Source organism: Cryobacterium sp. Y62 (genome assembly GCF_002929785.1).
Classification (GTDB): Bacteria; Actinomycetota; Actinomycetes; order Actinomycetales; family Microbacteriaceae; genus Cryobacterium.
In genome coordinates this window covers 177,288-196,993 of the sequence record NZ_PJJK01000120.1, presented here as the reverse complement: position 1 = coordinate 196,993, position 19,706 = coordinate 177,288, and the positions used below count along the sequence as shown (strand labels likewise).

General features: G+C 64.2%; 12 protein-coding genes. 4 read left to right on the top strand and 8 right to left on the bottom strand.

The genetic code is table 11. From position 1 onward, the window contains the following. Positions 1–8: 8 nt before the first annotated feature. Positions 9–2,876, bottom strand: coding sequence for an excinuclease ABC subunit UvrA (uvrA, locus tag CXY71_RS19245; protein ID WP_104139352.1), 2,868 nt, complete (start codon positions 2,874–2,876; stop codon positions 9–11). Positions 2,877–3,012: 136 nt separating this feature from the next. Here uvrA and CXY71_RS19240 point away from each other — a divergent pair, with 136 nt between their 5' ends. From CXY71_RS19240 to CXY71_RS19230, 3 genes are all read left to right on the top strand, one after another. Further along, positions 3,013–3,621: a PadR family transcriptional regulator gene (locus CXY71_RS19240; RefSeq protein ID WP_104139349.1), complete on the top strand. Its 609-nt coding sequence runs from the start codon at positions 3,013–3,015 to the stop codon at positions 3,619–3,621. Next, positions 3,618–4,346, top strand: a complete 729-nt coding sequence (locus CXY71_RS19235) for an ABC transporter ATP-binding protein (protein ID WP_104139346.1) — start codon at positions 3,618–3,620, stop codon at positions 4,344–4,346. The genes CXY71_RS19240 and CXY71_RS19235 overlap by 4 nt, the downstream gene beginning before the upstream one ends. A 71-nt stretch (positions 4,347–4,417) precedes the next feature. After that, positions 4,418–7,222 (top strand): FtsX-like permease family protein, encoded by a 2,805-nt coding sequence (locus CXY71_RS19230; protein WP_233204726.1) that lies wholly within the window; start codon positions 4,418–4,420, stop codon positions 7,220–7,222. Between the two features lie 112 nt (positions 7,223–7,334). Here CXY71_RS19230 and uvrB read toward each other — a convergent pair whose 3' ends face one another. From uvrB to CXY71_RS19200, 6 genes are all read right to left on the bottom strand, one after another. Beyond that, positions 7,335–9,398: an excinuclease ABC subunit UvrB gene (gene uvrB / locus CXY71_RS19225; protein WP_104139340.1), complete on the bottom strand. Its 2,064-nt coding sequence runs from the start codon at positions 9,396–9,398 to the stop codon at positions 7,335–7,337. Between the two features lie 29 nt (positions 9,399–9,427). Further along, positions 9,428–10,093 (bottom strand): dephospho-CoA kinase, encoded by a 666-nt coding sequence (coaE, locus tag CXY71_RS19220; protein ID WP_104139337.1) that lies wholly within the window; start codon positions 10,091–10,093, stop codon positions 9,428–9,430. 98 nt (positions 10,094–10,191) lie between these two features. Further along, positions 10,192–10,902 carry a response regulator gene (locus CXY71_RS19215; protein WP_233198494.1) on the bottom strand — a complete coding sequence of 237 codons (711 nt, stop codon included), beginning with the start codon at positions 10,900–10,902 and terminating at the stop codon, positions 10,192–10,194. Between the two features lie 750 nt (positions 10,903–11,652). Further along, the gene (rpsA, locus tag CXY71_RS19210) at positions 11,653–13,107 is read right to left on the bottom strand and encodes a 30S ribosomal protein S1 (protein ID WP_092107815.1); all 1,455 of its coding nucleotides are present in this window, start codon (positions 13,105–13,107) and stop codon (positions 11,653–11,655) included. 194 nt (positions 13,108–13,301) lie between these two features. Beyond that, positions 13,302–15,950 (bottom strand): multicopper oxidase domain-containing protein, encoded by a 2,649-nt coding sequence (locus CXY71_RS19205; RefSeq protein WP_104139331.1) that lies wholly within the window; start codon positions 15,948–15,950, stop codon positions 13,302–13,304. Then, positions 15,947–17,026 carry a hypothetical protein gene (locus CXY71_RS19200; RefSeq protein WP_199184374.1) on the bottom strand — a complete coding sequence of 360 codons (1,080 nt, stop codon included), beginning with the start codon at positions 17,024–17,026 and terminating at the stop codon, positions 15,947–15,949. The genes CXY71_RS19205 and CXY71_RS19200 overlap by 4 nt, the downstream gene beginning before the upstream one ends. Before the next feature lie 85 nt (positions 17,027–17,111). On the opposite strand from CXY71_RS19200, the gene CXY71_RS21550 reads away from it, so the two are divergent. After that, positions 17,112–17,918 carry a hypothetical protein gene (locus CXY71_RS21550; protein WP_199184373.1) on the top strand — a complete coding sequence of 269 codons (807 nt, stop codon included), beginning with the start codon at positions 17,112–17,114 and terminating at the stop codon, positions 17,916–17,918. Here CXY71_RS21550 and CXY71_RS19190 read toward each other — a convergent pair. Then, the gene (locus tag CXY71_RS19190; RefSeq protein ID WP_104139328.1) at positions 17,915–19,588 is read right to left on the bottom strand and encodes a DUF885 domain-containing protein; all 1,674 of its coding nucleotides are present in this window, start codon (positions 19,586–19,588) and stop codon (positions 17,915–17,917) included. The two genes, CXY71_RS21550 and CXY71_RS19190, sit on opposite strands and share 4 nt — an antisense overlap. Positions 19,589–19,706: the final 118 nt, after the last annotated feature.

Genomic DNA, 19,706 nt, shown 5'->3' with positions numbered 1-19,706 from the left:
TCAGCCGCCTAGCCGGCCGCCAGGACCTCCTTCAGGAAGGAACCGGTGAAGCTCTTCTCGACCGTGGCGAGGTGTTCCGGCGTTCCGGTCGCAAGCACCTTGCCACCGCCCGAACCGCCCTCTGGGCCGAGGTCGATCACCCAGTCAGCGGACTTGATGACGTCGAGGTTGTGCTCGATCACGATGACGGTGTTGCCCTTGTCGACGAGGCTGTTGAGCACGAGCAGCAGCTTGCGCACGTCTTCGAAGTGCAGACCGGTGGTCGGCTCGTCGAGCACGTACACGCTGCGACCGTTGGAACGGCGCTGCAGCTCGGTGGCGAGCTTGACCCGCTGGGCCTCGCCGCCGGAGAGGGTGGTGGCGCTCTGGCCGAGACGCACGTAGCCGAGTCCGACCTCGACCAGCGTCTTGAGAAAACGGTAGATCGATGAAATCGGTTCGAAGAAGTCGGCCGCTTCGCTGATCGGCATGTCGAGCACCTCGGCGATGTTCTTGCCCTTGTAGCGCACGGTTAGGGTGTCGCGGTTGTACCGGTCTCCTCCGCACACCTCGCAGGCCACGTACACGTCGGGCAGAAAGTTCATCTCGATTTTAATGGTGCCGTCGCCCGAGCAGGCTTCGCAGCGTCCGCCCTTGACGTTGAAACTGAACCGGCCGGGCAGGTAGCCGCGGGTCTTGGATTCGATGGTTTCGGAGAACAGGGTGCGGATCTTGTCGAATACCCCGGTGTAGGTGGCCGGATTGGACCGCGGCGTGCGGCCGATTGGTGCCTGGTCAACGTGGATGACCTTGTCGAGCTGTTCGAGGCCGGTGACGCGGGTGTGCTTGCCCGGCAGCTTGCGGGCGCCGTTGAGTCGGTTGGCGAGTACCCGGTAGAGGATATCGTTGACCAGCGAGGATTTGCCAGAGCCGCTGACTCCGGTGACGGCGGTGAAGGTGCCGAGCGGGAACGTCACCGAGACCTTCTGCAGGTTGTTCGCCTCGGCTCCGGTAACGCCGATCAGTCGCTCCGGGTCGATCGGACGGCGGGTTTTCGGGGTGGCGATGGACTTGCGTCCGGACAGGTAGTCGCCGGTGAGCGACTTGGTGTTGGCCAGCAGTCCTTCATAAGAGCCCGAGTGCACGACGTGCCCGCCGTTGACGCCGGCACCGGGGCCGATGTCGACGATCCAGTCGGCCGTCTTGATGGTGTCTTCGTCGTGTTCGACCACGATGAGTGTGTTGCCGAGGTCGCGCAGCGTGACGAGGGTCTCGATCAGGCGCCGGTTGTCGCGCTGGTGTAGGCCGATGCTGGGTTCGTCGAGTACATAGAGTACCCCGGTGAGCCCGGAACCAATTTGCGTGGCCAAGCGGATGCGCTGCGCCTCACCGCCCGAGAGGGTCGCCGCGGCGCGGGCGAGGTTGAGGTAGTTGAGCCCCACCCGAATGAGAAAGTCGAGGCGCGCGCGAATCTCCCGGAGCACCTGAGCGGCGATGGCGGCCTCGCGCTCGGTGAGCGTGAGCTGGTCCATGAACTTGCGCGCGTCGCTCAAACTGAGCGCGCAAACATCCGCAATGCTCGCGTCGTGCACGAGCACGGCGAGTACCTCGGGCTTGAGCCGGGTGCCCTTGCAGACGTGGCAGTCAACCTCGCGCAGATATTCGGACCAGCGCTGCCGCTGGGTGTCGCTCTCGGCCTGCAGGTACTGGCGTTCGATGTAGGGCACGACGCCCTCGAAGCCGGAGGTGTAGCTCATTTCACGGCCGTAGCGGTTCTTCCACTTGACCCGCACCTCGAAGTTGTCGCCGCGCATGACGGCGTTCTGCACCTCGCTGGTCAGGTCACCCCAGGGGGTGTCGAGCGAGAAGTCGAGGTCGCGGGCGAGACCGTCGAGCAGCTTCTCGTAGTACTGGAACAGGCCCTTGCCCTGGGTCGTCCAGGGCAGCACGACTCCCTCGGCGATGCTCAGGTCTGGGTCGCCGAGTAGCAGGTCTTCGTCGACGGACATGCGCGTGCCGAGGCCGGAGCACTCTGGGCAGGCGCCGAACGGGGCGTTGAACGAAAAAGTGCGCGGTTCGATCTCGGTCAACTGCACCGGGTGGTTGTTCGGACAGGACAGCTTCTCGGAAAAGTTCTGCCAGGCCTTGTCGCCTTCTTCGTCGAGAAAGTTGATCTGCACCAGGCCGTCGGTGAGCTTCAGCGCCGTCTCGAGCGAGTCGGTGAGGCGGCTGAGCAGTTCGGGGCCGGCGACCAGACGGTCGACAACGACGGAGATGTCGTGCTTTTGCTGTTTCTTGAGCGTGGGCGGTTCACTCAGCTGAATCTGGGTGCCATCCACAATTGCGCGAGAGTAGCCGCCACCGGCGAGTTCCTGGAAGAGGTCGACGAACTCTCCCTTCTTCTGCGAAATGACCGGGCTGACGACCTGATAACGGATGCCTACCTTCAACTCCATCAGCTGGTCGGCGATCTGCTGTACGGTCTGCGACTGGATGATCTCGCCGCAGATCGCACAGTGCGGCACGCCGATACGCGCCCAGAGCAGACGCATGTAGTCGTAGATCTCGGTGATCGTGCCGACCGTGGACCGCGGGTTGCGGTTGGTGGACTTCTGGTCGATCGAGACCGCCGGGCTCAGGCCCTCGATGAAGTCCACGTCGGGCCGGTCAACCTGCCCGAGAAACTGCCGGGCATAGGCCGAGAGCGACTCCACATAGCGGCGCTGGCCCTCGGCGAAGATGGTGTCGAAGGCGAGCGACGACTTTCCCGAACCGGAGAGACCGGTGAAGACCACGAGCGAATCGCGCGGAATCTCTAGATCTACGTTGTGAAGGTTGTGCACGCGGGCTCCGCGCACACTGAGTTTCGGACCTGTTTCTACCTTGGTAATCGACACTCATAGAGTCTATGCAACGCCACTGACAGTGCCTGACAGCAAGCATCGCCGAGAGCGAACACGGGCGCATCCCGATATTGTTTCAGAGTATGTATATACTCAGTAGTTATTAGCCGATTGAAGTGCCGGAGGTCGTATGTCCGTTCGCCAGAGCCTGCTCGCCATCCTGAACCAGGGGCCGTGCTACGGCTACCAGTTGCGGGCCGAATTCGACCGTCGCACCGGGTCGACCTGGCCGCTCAACGTCGGCCAGATCTACAACACCCTCGACCGGCTCGAGCGGGACGGCCTCGTACAGAAGGCAGACATCGACGCTGACGGTCAAAATTACGTCGAAATAACGAATGCCGGCCGCGCGGAGGTCGCCGATTGGCTCGGCTCCCCCGTGGTGCGCACCATGGCCACCCGCGACGAGCTCGCCATCAAGCTCGCGATCGCCGTGACGCTGCCCGGCGTCGACATTGCCCAGGTGATTCAGGTACAGCGCACCGCCACCATGCGCACCCTGCAGGAACTGACCCGCGCCAAGAACGCGACGGCCGACCCGGAATCATCCGAGCAGTTGGCCTGGCTGCTCGTGATCGACTCGCTCATCTTCGCCGCTGAGGCTGAAGCGCGGTGGCTCGACCACTCCGAGCACCGGCTAGCCAGGGCGCGGGCGGCCGGCCTGGCCGCTCCGCTGCCGCTGAACACCGCGGTGCCCAAGCGTGGCCGCCCGGCCAAGACTGCGGCGGCCAGCGCATGACCGGCTCCGACATTCTTTTGCAGCTCGACGGCGTCTCGATGCAGTACGGCTGCGGTGAGACCGCGATCACCGCACTCGCGGGGGTCGACCTGTCGGTGCGCTGTGGCGAACTTGTGGCGGTGATGGGGGCATCCGGTTCGGGTAAATCGACCCTGCTCACCGTGGCCGGCGGGCTGACCCCGCCGACGGCCGGGGAGGTCATCGTCGAGGGGCACTGGCTCAGTCAACTCTCGGCGCGCGAACTTGCGACCCTGCGCCGTCGCAGCCTCGGCTTCGTCTTTCAAGACTTTAACCTGATCCCCTCACTGACCGCGCTTGAAAACGTGAGCCTGCCGCTCGAACTCGACGGGTGGACGTCGAAGAGGGCGCACCGTCCAGCCGTCGATGCGCTCAATATCGTCGAGCTCGGCGATCGGGCCCAGCATTTTCCCTCCGACCTGTCTGGCGGTCAGCAACAGCGCGTGGCGATCGCCCGTGCGGTCGTCGGCGGCCGGTCGTTGATTCTGGCCGATGAGCCCACCGGTGCCCTCGACAGCACGACCGGCGAGCTCGTGCTGCGGATGCTTCGCTCTCGAGTCGATGCGGGTGCCGGCGGCATTCTGGTCACCCATGATGCTCGCCATGCGGCCTGGGCGGACCGGATTGTCTTTCTGCGCGACGGGCGGATCGTGGACGAGTCGCGGGCATCCGCTGTAACGAGCTTGCTGAGTGGGCTGCCGGCATGAGTGCTGAACCGAGTTCGCTCGCTGGCGGGCGCTCGGGATCTACTCGAATTGCGTTTCGGATCGCCCGTCGGATGGCCGGACAATCCCCGGGTCGCAGCGCGCTGATCGCCCTGCTCGTGGCAATTCCCGTGCTCGGCCTGGTGGGAATCACGACGGTCGACGCGAGTAATGTCGCTACCCCGGCCGAACGCGTGGTCCTCGAGCTCGGATCGACCGAAGCCCGGGTACAGATCGTGTCAGCGCCCGAACCGAAGCTCATCCAGGCCCCGCTGAACGACGGATCTTGGGGGACGAGGGACGATATTGCTGACGCTGACGCTCTACAGTCGATTGAACCCACGCCCGTCGCCGCGGCATCACTGTTCTCCAAGGGCACCTCCATGTTGTCCATTCGCTCGACGGCGGTGGTCGCGGAGACGAAGGACGGGCTCGGTTCCTTTTCGGCCGTGCAGGGCCAGCCGTGGGACCCCGCCTTCGCGGGAAAATGGGACGTGACGGCGGGATCGGCCCCGACCAATGACGAACAGATCATGGTGACCGCTGCCACGCTGGACCGACTCGGGGTGAAGCTCGGGTCGACCGCCACGTTCGCCGCGCCCGTTGTCGCGTCGTTCACCATTTCAGGCACGATTCGAAGCGCGACCCTCGACGACTCGGTGGTCGCGTTTTACGGGCTGCCAGGCGTCTTCGACGGCGTCATGCCCGACGATGCTGACCTGATGACCGAGTGGTACTTGCCCGACACACCGCTCACCTGGAGCCAGATCCGTGATCTCAACCCGCGCGGCGCGACCGTGCTGTCGCGCAACGTTCTGCTCGACCCGCCGCCGGCGGGCAGCAGTCCCTTTGACGGCGGGTCCTCCGGAGATTTCGTCGACCTCTTCCTCGTTCTCCTCGGCGCCTTCGCCCTGTTCGAGGTGGCGTTGCTGGCGGGTGCCGCGTTCACCGTCGGCGCCCGCACCCAGCAGCGTACGCTCGCGACCCTGGCGAGCGTCGGCGGTGACCGGCGCATGTTGTTTCGCGTTATGTCTTTCGGCGGCATCATTCTCGGCTCTCTCGGAGCGGCCTTGGGAACCGTTCTCGGACTTGGCGCCGCGTGGATCTTCATGCAGTTCTCCGCGAACGGCAGCGCGAGCCGGTATCCGGGCTTTCACCTCGATCTGTTGTCCCTGTTGGTCATCGCGGCCTTCGCCGTGCTGGCCGGCTGGTGTGCGGCGGCAGTGCCGGCCCGGGCGGCTGGCCGCATTGACGTTTTGGCGGCACTGCGCGGCGCTCAGCGTCCGCCACGGGTCACGCGCCGCCGCCCGGTGGCAGGGCTCGTCCTCCTGGTTTTGGGCGCCGTCATCGCCGTTACCGGCGGCCTGGTCGAGCTCGCCGCTTTTGCGCCGACCTATCAGATGGGGCTCGCCAATTTCGGGATCGGCCTCATTGTCGCCGGTCCGGTAATCATGCAGATCGGAGCCGTGTTCGTCGCTCCCCTGATTCTGCGCTGGGCTGCCCGGTTAGCCTCGCGGTTCGGACCGGGTGCGAGGCTCGCAACCCGCGATGTGGCTCGCAACCCCGGGCGCAGCGTTCCGGCTCTCGCTGCCATCATGAGCTGCGTCTTCGTGGCGACCTTCGCGATGACCCTCATTTCGACCGCTCAGTTGAATTCGACAAAGGACTATACGTACCCCGTTCCGCTCAACACCGCATGGGTGGGTCTGAACGCCTACGGCAACGAGCCTCCTTACGAGTTTGTGATGCAGGACAGTGGACCCGAGGTGGTGGAAGCCCTGGATAGCGCCTTCCCCGATGCGCACGCTCGCCTGCTCAGCAGCGCAGCGGATCCACCCGGCGACTTGCAGTTTTCCAACCCCGAAGCCGGCGCTGTCGAAGCGGATGCTGCTACCAGCGCAAACGCCACCGCCGCCGATGGCGTGCCAGTCTTCGCCTATCCGCGAATCAACCCCGGCACGGTGTGCCCGAGCGATGCCGATCAAAACGACATGGCGACGACCGAAATGCGCACCGACATCCGCTGCCCAACGCCCTATTACCTCGACATGAGGATGTCTAGTGGCAACGACCACATCTGGGTCGGCGATCTCGATGACTTTGCCGCGATTCTCGGCGAACCCGTGTCAGAGCAATCACGGGCCACGCTCGCCGCGGGCGGTGCGGTGAGCACCTATGAGCAGTACCTGGCGGACGAGACCGTGATCGTCGATTGGATGACGTCGCTCGATTCGACAGACAGTCCGGACCGCAGTGTGACACTGGCCGCGACCCTACAGCAGCCGGAGCATCCGCTGCCGTACGCGGTCTTCATGCTCGAATCAACGGCCGACTCGATGAAACTGGATTATCGACCGACGATGGTGATCAGCAGCCTCGGCACGGCACCCACTCAGGCCGAGAAAGACCACGTGTTGGGAACCGTCACCGCAGTGTCCCCGAACCTGAACGTGCAGGTGGAGCCTGGGCCGCAGGTCTTCGGCGCGTCGTGGACCTGGGCCCTGCTCGGTCTCACCGCCGTCATCGCCCTGGTCACGGCGTCGATCACCATCGGGCTCGCCCGCGCCGACGGGCACCGGGACAACGCCGTGCTCACCTCGCTCGGGGCTTCCCCGCGAGTGCGCCGGGCTTTCGGCTTCTGGCAGGCGGTGGTGATCGTTGGCCTCGGCAGCGTCATCGGGGTGCTGCTCGGGCTGGTTCCCTCACTCGCGCTGTCGCTGACCCGCGACACCGCTGGGCTCTCTTTGCTGCCATTCGCTCCCCCGTGGCTGCAGCTCGCGCTGATCGTGGTGGCGGTGCCGGCGGTCGTCGCGGTCGGTGGTGCCCTCACTGCTGGGGGAAACCGCACTCGGTTCAGCAATCGGGCCGCGTTCGACTAATTGACCGGCCGGGGATCGGGGATCCGCTCTCGCGGCACTGGTTGAGAAGTTGGCATGTGATTCAACCCGTGCCAGCTTCTCAAACACGTGCCGCGAGGCGCACAGGCCTCGGTTACTGCAGGTGGCCGGCCTTCTCCATCTGCCGGAGCTCGCGCTTGAGCTCGGAGAGCTCATCGCGGAGGCGGGCGGCGAGCTCGAACTTGAGCTCGCCAGCAGCCTCAAGCATCTGCGAGTTGAGATCGGCGATAATCGACTCGAGGTCGTTGGCGCCGTTCGCGGCCAAGCCGACCCGGCGGTTGGGCGTCGAACTCTTGCGGCGGGCATCGCGGCCCGCGAGCAGTTCGGCGGTGTCGGCCTCTTCGCGGGCGAGGGCCTCGGTGATGTCGCCGATCCGTTTGCGCAGCGGGGTCGGATCGATGCCGTGCAGCGTATTGTAGGCAACCTGCTTCTCACGGCGGCGGTCGGTCTCGTCGATCGCCTTCTCCATCGAGGCGGTGAGCCGGTCGGCGTACATGTGTACCTCACCGGACACGTTGCGGGCGGCGCGCCCGATGGTCTGGATGAGTGAGGTGGCCGAGCGCAGGAAGCCTTCCTTGTCGGCGTCGAGGATGGCGACGAGGGATACCTCGGGCAGGTCGAGGCCCTCACGCAGCAGGTTGATGCCGACGAGCACATCGTAGATGCCCGCGCGCAGTTCGGTCAGCAGCTCGACCCGGCGCAGGGTGTCGACGTCGGAGTGCAGGTAGCGCACGCGCACCCCGGCCTCGGTGAGAAAGTCGGTGAGGTTCTCGGCCATCTTCTTGGTAAGCGTCGTGACCAGCACGCGTTCGTTGCGTTCGCTACGCTTCTTGATTTCTTCGAGCAGGTCGTCGATCTGCCCCTTGCTCGGCTTGACGATGATCTGCGGGTCGATCAGGCCAGTCGGGCGAATGATTTGTTCGACGATGCCATCTGCGATGCCCATCTCGTATTTACCCGGCGTGGCCGAGAGGTACACGGTCTGGCCGACCCGATTCTTGAACTCGTCGAACTTGAGCGGTCGGTTATCGAGCGCGCTCGGCAGTCGAAAGCCGTGGTCGACGAGGGTGCGCTTGCGCGAGGAATCCCCCTCATACATGGCACCGATCTGAGGAACGGTCACGTGCGACTCGTCGATGACCATGAGAAAGTCATCGGGAAAATAGTCGAGCAGGCAGTGCGGAGCCTCCCCCGGTTCGCGCGCATCGATGTGCCGGGAGTAGTTCTCGATACCCGAGCAGAAGCCGATCTGCTCCATCATTTCGAGGTCGAAGGTGGTGCGCATGCGCAGCCGTTGGGCTTCGAGCAGTTTGCCCTCGCGTTCGAGCACTTCGAGCCGGTCGGCCAGTTCGATTTCGATGGTGCCGATTGCCCGGCGCATGACGTCGTCGCTTGCGACGTAGTGCGAGCCTGGAAAGACCGATACCGAATCGAGCTTCTTGACGATATCGCCGGTGAGCGGATGCAGGCTGTACAGACCTTCAATCTCGTCGCCGAACATTTCGATGCGAATGGCGAGCTCTTCGTACATGGGAATGATTTCGATGGTGTCGCCGCGCACCCGAAAATTACCTCGGGAGAAGTCGACATCGTTGCGCTTGTACTGCATGGCGACAAATTTGCGAACCAACCAGTCGCGGCTGACTTTTTGGCCGATCTGTAGCGCGATCATGGCGTCGAGATAGCCCTGTGGCGTGCCCAGACCGTAAATACAGGACACGGTCGACACCACGATGACGTCGCGGCGGCTCAGTAGCGAGTTCGTTGTGGAGTGCCGCAGTCGCTCGACCTCTTCGTTAATCGAAGAGTCCTTCTCAATGAAAGTGTCGGTCTGCGGAACGTAAGCCTCTGGCTGGTAGTAGTCATAGTAGGAAACGAAGTATTCGACCGCATTGTTGGGCATGAGGTCGCGGAATTCGTTAACCAGCTGGGCAGCGAGCGTCTTGTTGTGGGCCAGAACGAGCGTCGGACGTTGCACCTGCTCGATCAGCCAGGCGGTCGTCGCTGACTTACCGGTTCCCGTCGCACCGAGCAGCACGATGTCGGTCTCGCCGGCATTGAGGCGGGCGGTCAGATCGGCGATCGCGGACGGCTGATCGCCACTCGGCGTGTACTCACTGACCACTTCAAACGGGTTCACAGAGCGCGTTGGTTCCATGCCTCCATTCTACAAAGGCGGTCTGACAGTCAGTTCTGCGGAGCCGAAATCGGCGAGCGGATGCCATCGGTCGTCGTGGTCTCGCGGGTTTCAGCGGCGAGCACTCGCTCCCAGAGCACATCGACCTGCGCCCGCGTAGCATCGAGCGTGCCGGTGTTGTCGATCACGACGTCGGCGACGGCAAGTCGTTCCTCATCGGTCGCCTGCGCGCCGATCCGCTGGGTGGCCTGCGCCTCTGTCAGTCCGCGGAGGGCGATCATGCGTTGAATCCGGGTCGCCGCGTCGGCGTGCACGACCACGACCAGATCGAAGGTGACCAGGCCGCCGGCCTGCGCTTCGGCGAGCAGCGGAACGTCATAGACCACGATGGCGTGCGGATCGGCAGCGGCCGCGGCCGCGATCCGGTCGCGGGTGAGCTGGCGCACCTGTGGGTGGATGATCGCGTTGAGTCGTTTACGTCTCATCGGGTCGGCGAAGATGATGGCACCGAGCGCAGGCCGGTCTAGGCTGCCGTCCGGCAGCAGCACAGTGCTACCGAACTCCGCCGAGACTGCTGCGAGCCCGGGAGTGCCGGGCTCGACGACCTCGCGGGCCAACTGGTCAGCATCGACGCCCACCGCGCCGTGTTCGACCAGTCGCGTCGCAACTGTGCTCTTACCCGAGGCGATTCCGCCGGTCAGCCCAATCAGATACATTCCGTCAGACTATCTGCTGCGTGGGGTTGCACCGCGCGCATCCGCCACGCGGATGCGTCGACTTTTCGCGGGGCCCCGCGCCGGTGGTTGAGATCTTCCTATTCGAGGGCGCGCTTGATCTCGGCGAGCAACGCCTCACGGTTGAGGTCGGGCCTGTTCATAACGACGATGGGTTGTCCTGGATCGCTGTCGAGGGTGTCTTGTTCCTGGTCGGTGAGCTGTTCCGAAGACGTGACCAGAACCGGGATATGCTGCGTCGCCGCATGCTCCTGCAGCGCTTGCACGATCTTGAAGCCTCCCAGTTCTTCCATCATCAGATTGATCAGGATCAGATCAGGAGCCAGCGCGAGGGCGTCGGTGATCGCCGCGTCGCCGGTCTCGGCGGATTTGACGCAGTAGGTGGGTTTCTCCAAATACGAGGTCACCTGCTCGAAGGTTTCCCGGTCTTCGTCAACGACGAGGATACAGCGGGGATGGGAACGGTTGGGGCGCAACCCCAGCAGGGAAAGGGAATTCTGCAGTTCCGCTCGCTGGAGCGGTTTTTCCAGCACGGCCGCTGCGCCACGACTCAACGCCACACTCATGTCCACATCGCCGGCGATGACCACGACCGGGATTGACGCGAATTTTGGCGATTCATGCAGCTGAAGCAGAAAGTTCCACCCGTCTATCCCCGGCAATTTCACGTCGAGGGTGATGAGGCTGAGCGGGACTTGGCGGGCAAGATCGAGTGCCTCCTCTCCCGTGGAAGCTACAACCACCGCGAAGCCCTCGGCTTCGAGGAAAAGTCGGACGAGCTTCGCCGACATGTGGTCGTCTTCGACGACGAGGGCAGTGGATGTTCCCCCCGGCTCAGCTATAGCGGCGACAGCGTCGCTGAGACCCGCGAAGATGCATTTGGAATCGTGACCACCCATGGCGATCACTTCCTGCACGGAACCTTCCCCGAGTGCAGCGCAATTTTCATCCTCGGGTTTCACAGGTCGCTGCGGTCCGGAGCTGGAAGATGCTTCGACGACGACGCTGGGGCTGGGGGCTGGCGCCGTAGCGGCAAGCGGTTCGGCGTTGGCGTTGGCGGTCGTTCGGGCAGCATGGCGCGGCAGGCCATTGACTGGCCATGACAGAGCTCCGTCGAAAGGTGTACCCTCGTCGTCCGTCGAGCCCCGCCATTCAGAATTGTTCTCGACCCGGTCGCCGGAGGAATCAACGGGACAAAATCTATTCATGAAACTCTCCGATGGGGCTGTGAAACCGTTGTGCACTGTGTTCTGCCGGCCAGAAGCCGATTGCAAATGGCGGTAGCCGCATCCGCTGGGCAATTTTGTGAATACCGAGGCGCGACAAAATAGAGGAAATTTCCTCACTATCAGGTATACCACGAACGACGACGCGACTCATGACGATTGCGTAGCGATGGCGGATACCACCAAGTGCGCGGTCCGTCGGCATCCGCTTTCGTCGCCCCGGTTAAAACAAGGCGGGCCGCATCCCGAAGGATGCGGCCCGCCTTGCGCAGTCACACTGTAGCGGTGAAACAGCGCAGTGGTAAAGCTATGGTGCTAGTTGCCGCCGGAGAGCTTCTCGCGGAGAGCCGCGAGTGCTTCGTCGTCGGCGAGCGTGCCGGCGCCAGCCGACTCGCTCGAGAAGGCAGAGCCAGCCGGTGCGACGTCGCTGGGGGCAGCGATCTCGTCGTTCGCGGTCGAAACCTGCTTCTTGTGGGCTTCCCAACGTGCCTGGGCTGCAGCGTAGTCCTGCTCCCACTTTTCGCGCTGCTCGTCAAAGCCTTCGCGCCACTCGTTGGTCTCGGAGTCGAAGCCCTCGGGGTACTTGTACTGACCCTTGTCGTCGTACTCGGTGAGCATTCCGTAGAGCGCTGGGTCAAACTCGGTACCGTCGGGGTCAACGCCATCGTTAGCCTGCTTGAGGCTCAACGAAATGCGGCGACGCTCGAGGTCGATGTCGATGACCTTGACGAACACCTCGTCGCCGACCGAGACAACCTGCTCGGCGAGCTCAACGTGCTTGCCGGACAGCTCGCTGATGTGCACGAGACCCTCGATGCCCTCAGCAACGCGAACGAACGCGCCGAACGGAACGAGCTTGGTGACCTTACCCGGTGCAACCTGGCCGATGGCGTGGGTGCGGGCGAATACCTGCCACGGGTCTTCCTGCGTTGCTTTGAGCGACAGAGAGACACGCTCGCGATCGAGGTCAACTTCGAGGATCTCGACGGTGACTTCCTGGCCAACTTCAACGACCTCGCTGGCGTGCTCAATGTGCTTCCAGCTGAGCTCGGAAACGTGAACCAGACCATCGACGCCGCCAAGGTCGACGAACGCACCGAAGTTGACGATCGAGGAGACGACGCCCTTGCGGACCTGTCCCTTTTGGAGGTTATTGAGGAACGTGGTGCGGCTTTCGCTCTGTGTCTGCTCGAGCAGGGCGCGGCGCGACAGCACAACGTTGTTGCGGTTCTTGTCGAGTTCGAGGATCTTCGCTTCGATTTCCTGGCCCAGGTACGGGGTCAGGTCGCGAACGCGACGAAGTTCGATGAGCGATGCCGGCAGGAAGCCGCGCAGGCCGATGTCGACGATGAGTCCACCCTTGACGACCTCAATGACCGAACCGGTGACAACACCGTCGGACTCCTTGATCTTCTCAACGTCGCCCCATGCACGCTCGTACTGAGCGCGCTTCTTGGAGAGGATGAGGCGGCCTTCTTTGTCTTCTTTCTGAAGAACGAGGGCCTCGACCAGGTCGCCGACCTTGACAACCTCAGAGGGGTCAACGTCGTGCTTGATGGAAAGTTCGCGAGAGGGAATGACACCCTCAGTTTTATACCCAACGTCGAGGAGAACCTCGTCGCGGTCGATCTTCACTACGGTGCCCTCGATGAGGTCTCCGTCGTTGAAGAATTTCAGAGTCTTTTCGACCGCGGCAAGAAAGTCTTCAGCAGATCCAATATCGTTGATGGCGACCTGCTTGGGTGCCCGTTCGGTCGTTGCGATTGTCATATAGTAGTTGCTCCAGGATGGACATAATCGGGCCACACGCGAAAATACTTCAGATGTTTTGGATGCTCCGCGGTATAGAAAGACCGTAGAACGTTCCGCGCGTGGCAGCGGATAGGCGTCACAATTGTGACACTCCATACTAGCTACCCCGGGAGATCAGGGGCAACTCGAGATTCAGCTTCCAACAGTAGGCCCTACGGAACAACCCGGATATGCCCGGCCGCGCCGCGTTCAGCATCGGTCATAACGTGCGTCACGAAGGAATAGGTGCCGGCTTCTGGAAAAACCAGCTCGACAAACCCACCCTGCGCCGGCGCGAGAGCCAACGACTGGCTGCCGCCGGTACCGGTGCTACCGCCGGCACGCAGCCGGTAGTCGCCCTCAGCGTAGACCGTGTCGAACTGTCCGCCCACGATGTGAAAGGAGCTCATCAGGTTCGGTCCTGCGTCAACCACCCAGAAACGGATGCGCTCCCCCACCTTCGCGGTGAGCGGCTGCTCTTGATACTGGTTGGCGTAGCCGTTGAACACGACGAGGTCGGGGGTAGCCGCGGCGATCTTGTCGGAGTCGGCGGTGCCCCCCTGCGGCCCCAGGTAAAATTCGGACTGCACGAGTAGGTATTCCCGGTCAACCGGGTCGAGTCCGGCGGGGTCGATGACGACCGCCCCGAACATGCCGCTGGCGATGTGCAGCGACATCGGCATGGTGGAGCAGTGGTAGAGCCAGATACCTGACCGCGTCGCGGTGAAGGAGTACTCGAGGGTTTCGCCCGGCTCGATGGTGCGCATCGGGCCGTCGGGAGCGAGCGCGCCGGCGTGGAAGTCGAGGGAATGACCGGTCGTAGCCTCGTTGATCAGGGTGATCGTGAAGGTGTCGCCGACCTTTCCACGCAGGGTAGGGCCGGGCGCGGTGCCGTTGAACGGCCACAGGGTCTGGGTTACGCCGGGGGCGACCTCCAGCTCGGTGTCGCCGACCCGAAAGGTGTACTCGTGGTGGGTGTCAGTCGATGCGGGCGGCAGTGCGGCGTCGCGCGCCTCAAATCCGATCGAAGGCTCGGTTTGGGCGCCGAGATCGTCGGCGGCGGAGGAGTCGGTTAGACCGGATCCAGCGTGGTCTATGTGGTCGGCCGCGGCATCCGTCGACTCGGTATTCGCCCCGCCGTTGACATCGATCTGCAGCACCATGCCCATCTGGCGGTGGCCGGCGATGGAACACCAGCCTTCGCTGCTGGCGGCCAGGATGCCGGCGTCGATGACGACCGTCTCCCCCGGGGTGACCCGGCCCGACGTGATGCCGGTCGCCAGAGTGAGGTCGTGCACGGCCGTGTCGTCGTTGGTGATGGTCAGTTCAAGCCGGTTGCCGGCGGGTACGGTCAGGCTGGAGGGCGAGAATCTCATGTCGAGCATGGTCACGGTGGCCTGAGTGATCTCGCCCGAGGCGGTCGCGGTGTCCGAAGCGGTGACCGATGCTGCCCCGACCCCGGCCGTAACCGGGTCAAGAGCGACGCCCGCGGTGACGGCCAGCACGAGCACTCCAACCGCGGCAGCGGCCATTCCGCTGCGTGTGTGGCGCGGGCCGGCTGGCTTCGTGGCGAGCCGGGCAACCGGGGCAGACCCGGTCCGAGAGCGGAGACGTCCGCCCGCCATGACTGCGCGCACCAGCAGCACCAGAAAGCTCAGCAGCACCCCGAAGACCAGCAGGGACAGCACGACCTTGACTAGGCTCGGCACCGGCAGCAGGTACAGCAAGATGCCACCGTTGACGACAAGCAGACGAAACAGCGGCGCCCGGTCGAGTTCGGCGGCGGCGGCCTTGCCTGCCTGCGGTCCGCCGCCGGACACCATCGGTACCAGATAGCTCAGGGCGCCGAGCAGCAATTGCACCGCGAAGCCGGCCAGCAGCGGAATCAGCAGCCAGCCCAGGCGGGCAACGGCGTCAGTCAGAGTAGGAGCGGTCGCCACCAGCCAGCCGAGCACCCCGACACTGAACGTGAGCCAGGCGATCGATGCGGCCAGGCTCCAGCCGGCGAACGTGGTCGGCGGCGCCTGTTGGGCCTGCCGCACGGCCTCGCGTACGACGGGCACGAGGCCGATCAGGTAGAGCAGGCTGCCCGCGGCAGCGCCGAGCGGAAGACCAGCCAGGCTGGCACCGGCGGCGACGACCACGCCGGCCGCGAGCAAGGGTAGGGCGGTGCGGGCGGCCGCATCCGTTCCATCGCCGAGGCGGGTGCGCAGCACGGTGGGCCAGAGCAGCAGCAGGGTGCCGACCGCGGTCAGGCCGACCCAACCAAGTAGATTGAGAATGATATGCGCCAGGTAGAGGCGGGAGTGCAGATCGCCGCCGGTCCCCGGGTTCGCCATCCAGATGCCGAGGCCTACTCCCACGGCGAGGCTCACGGCGGCTGCCACGTAGTAGCGCACGAGCGAGCCGAAGCGGGTGGGTTTCGCCCGGTACAGCTGGCCGCCGAGGAAAACCGCGTGCAGCACCGCGACCGCGCCGACAATTAAGCCACCGACGAGCACCACAGGGAACAGGTTGACGGTCATGCCGACCAGCACGAGAATCGCCCCGAGCGTGTGCCCGGTCAGGCGAATGATCAGCGACCGGCGCCCGCTGAGGGCCGGCCGCCGAACCAGAGTGTCGGCGAAATGCTGGCTCCAGATGAGGATCGCGGTGCTGACGGCGCCGAGCAGCAGCAGATGCACCATAAGCCAGTCGGCGCCCGGAATACCCTGATGCACCAGAACGACGACCGCGAGCACGGCAAGCCAGCCGACGACCACGGCGTTGGTCTGCAGGTACCAGGTCCGGCGGGCGTGCACTCGGGCGGTGACGGGGCTCATTGACGGTTTTTTCTGGCGGGGCTGGCGTTTGGCATCGGGGCGCGGGCAGCGGAGGCCACGGCGATGATGATGAACAGCAGCAGGGCGGCGATGCTGAGTGAGCCGCCGAGCTGCAGCAGGGTGAGCTGTCCGCGACCGTCGCCGAACAGCACCCGCAGCAGAAGCGAAGCGTGCAGGAGAACGACGGGCAGGTACATGATCGGCCGGTACGGCAGCGGGCGGCGCAGCACGGCCGGCAAAATGACGGGGGCGTGCGCCATGATCATCGAGAGGGTGAATCCGAGCAGCACGGCGTGAACGGCGGCATCGTAGATCGGTCCGTTTGTCGTGGCACCGCCGATGATCCAGATCACTCCGGCGACGATCAGCCAGGCGTAGCCGCTGAGCAGACAGGCAGCCATGTACCGTGGCAGCCCGGTGGCCCGGAGCGTGCGGCGTGCGACATCGTGCAGGAACAGCCAGGAGACCACCCAGAGCAGGGCCAGGCCGAAGAATGGATATCCGACGGCCGGCAGGCAGAGGGCGAGCGAGACGCAGCCGCTCAATGACAGCGACGCCCAGAGCAGGCCGCGCCCGGGGTGGGTGCCGCGTAGGGATAACCGAGCGAGTTCGAGGCGTTCGCCGACGATCGTCAACACGAGGAAGGCGCTGAAAGCCGGGATCAAGTGGGCGACCGGAACGTTGGCGAGCCAGAGAACGGCGGCGACGACCAGGTTGATGCCGCCGAGGAACTGGATGGCGGTGGCCGTCATCGCCTGCCGACGCCAGATCGTGCGGTAGATCAGCAGCAGGCCGATCGCGCCGACGACGATCGTGGTGCGGCCGATCCAGGTCGGCAGGGGCGCCAGCACGAGCAGGCTGCCGAGACCGAGCAGCGCCGGCGCGGTGAAAGCCCACCATTTCTTGATGGCGACGGCCCGTTCAAGCACGATCAAGGTGCCGACGAAGCCGAACACCATCAGGGCGCCGTGCGACGCGGCCAGACGGTCGGCAAGTGGCGGAACGTCCAAGCCGAGCAGCGCCGTCGCAGCGTAGAGTCCCAGCAGCAGCGATGCGCCCGCCGGAGCCAGAAACAAAAAACGGATGCCCGGGCGATCGATCAGGGCGCGTTTGGGTTTGAGCCGTGGCCCGGTCCGGGCTGGTGCACGTGAGATGGGTGCGGTGCCGGTCGTTGAGACAGTGCCGGTCGTTGAGACAGTGCCGGTCGTTGAGACAGTGCCGGTCGTTGAGACAGTGCCGGTCGTTGAGACAGTGCCGGTCGTTGAGACAGTGCCGGTCGTTGAGACAGTGCCGGTCGTTGAGACAGTGCCGGTCGTTGAGACAGTGCCGGTCGTTGAGACAGTGCCGGTCGTTGAGACAGTGCCGGTCGTTGAGACAGTGCCGGTCGTTGAGACAGTGCCGGTCGTTGAGACAGTGCCGGTCGTTGAGACAGTGCCGGTCGTTGAGACAGTGCCGGTCGTTGAGACAGTGCCGGTCGTTGAGACAGTGCCGGTCGTTGAGACAGTGCCGGTCGTTGAGACAGTGCCGGTCGTTGAGACAGTGCCGGTCGTTGAGACAGTGCCGGTCGTTGAGACAGTGCCGGTCGTTGAGACAGTGCCGGTCGTTGAGACAGTGCCGGTCGTTGAGACAGTGCCGGTCGTTGAGACAGTGCCGGTCGTTGAGACAGTGCCGGTCGTTGAGACAGTGCCGGTCGTTGAGACAGTGCCGGTCGTTGAGACAGTGCCGGTCGTTGAGACAGTGCCGGTCGTTGAGACAGTGCCGGTCGTTGAGACAGTGCCGGTCGTTGAGACAGTGCCGGTCGTTGAGACAGTGCCGGTCGTTGAGACAGTGCCGGTCGTTGAGACAGTGCCGGTGTCGGACGGGGACAATTCGGCGGGACGCACAAGTTCAGTTTACCGATTCGTATATTCCCGCCGAGGACTACGTCTTGGGCCGGCCGGGCCGGCCCAAGTGCTACCGACGGGCTAGGCCAGCGCCGACCGCAGGGTGTCGAGGCCGACGCCGCCGAGGTCGAGGGCACGACGGTGAAATGCCTTGATCGAGAAGTTCGCTCCCTCGCGGGCAGCGTTCTCGTCGCGCAGCTGCTCCCAGATGCGCTGGCCGACCTTGTAGGAGGGAGCCTGGCCCGGCCAGCCGAGGTAGCGGTTGACCTCGAATTTGACGAAGCTCTCGTTCATGTTGACGTTCTGGCCGAGAAATTCGAAGGCGTAGTCGGCGGTCCAAGGGCCGGAGCCGTCGGGCAGGGGTTTGCCGAGGTGCACCCCAATGTCGAGGACCACGCGAGCTGCGCGCATCCGCTGCCCGTCAAGCATGCCGAGACGATCGGCCGGGTCGTCGAGGTAGCCGAGTTGTTCCATCAGGCGTTCGGCGTAGAGCGCCCAGCCCTCGGCGTGGCCCGAGGTCCCGGCCAGCTGGCGGCGCCAGGTATTGAGTTTATTCCGGTTGTAGACGGCCTGCCCGATCTGTAGGTGATGGCCGGGAACGCCCTCGTGATACACGGTCGTCAGTTCACGCCAGGTGTCGAATTCGGTCACGCCGACCGGAACGGACCACCACATGCGGCCGGGCCGGGAGAAGTCGTCGGTTGGGCCGGTGTAGTAGATACCGCCCTCCTGGGTCGGAGCGATCATGCACTCGATGGTTTTGATCTCGTCGGGAATGTCGAACTGGGTTTCGGCCAGGTCGGCGACGGCTTTGTCGCTGGTTTTCTGCATCCACTCCTGCAGCGCCGGGGTGCCGTGCAGTTTGCGGCTCGGGTCGGTGTCGAGGTAGGCGATGGCTTCGAGCACGCTCGCGCCGGGCTTGATCTGGTCGGCGATCTTCTCTTGCTCTTCGACCATGCGGGCGAGCTCTTCGATGCCCCACTCATAGGTTTCGTCGAGGTCGATGGTGGCGCCGAGAAAGCGGCGGGAGGCGAGGGTATACAGGTCACGGCCGATCGCATCGTTTTCAGTGGCAGTACCCTCAAGCTCGTCGCGAAAGAAGGTGGCGAGCTTGTCGTACGCGGTCGCTGATTTGCGGGCACCGAGGCCGAGATCCTTAGCTAGAGAGGCGGGCAGGGTTCCGGTATCGAGCGACGCATTCGCGGTGAATTCGGCGAAGAACCCGTCGTTGGCAGCGTGGCGCTGGGCTTGGGCGAGCACCTCTCGCACCTGGCGGCGCGCCGGTGTCACGCCGCGTTCGATGCCGTGGCGCAGGGTCTCGATGTACCCGTCGATGGCCACTGGCAGGTTGCCGAGGCGGCTCGAGATGTTGGCCCAGTCTTCGACAGTTTTCGTGGGCATGAGGTCGAAGATCTCGCGGATCTCCTGCGCGGGCGATGCAATCACGTTGACGTCGCGAAGTTGCAGCTCGGCGTCGGAGCTTTCGACGGTGAGCGACAGTTCGCTGCGTAGGTCGGTTTGCGTGACTTCGTCGACGCTGTCGGCCGGGCGGGCGGCATCCAACTGCGCGATCGTCTTCTTCGCCGCGTCCACGAACCGTTCGTGACCGGCCGGGGAGTAATCGCCGTAGCGACCGTCTCCCTCTGTGCGGCCGATGTAGGTTCCCACGGTGGGGTCGAGGTCGACGAGGGTGTCCACCCACTCTTCGGCGATCTCGTCGATGGCCGTGGGAGAGCGCTGGATGTCATTTGTCATGCATCGAGCCTAGAACACGACGTTTCATTGCGTACCCCCAATTGGGGAATTTGGCCGGTCAACCCGACAGAGTGAGGGTAGCCAATCGCCCTGAAACCGAGCAGGGAAAGACGATTTG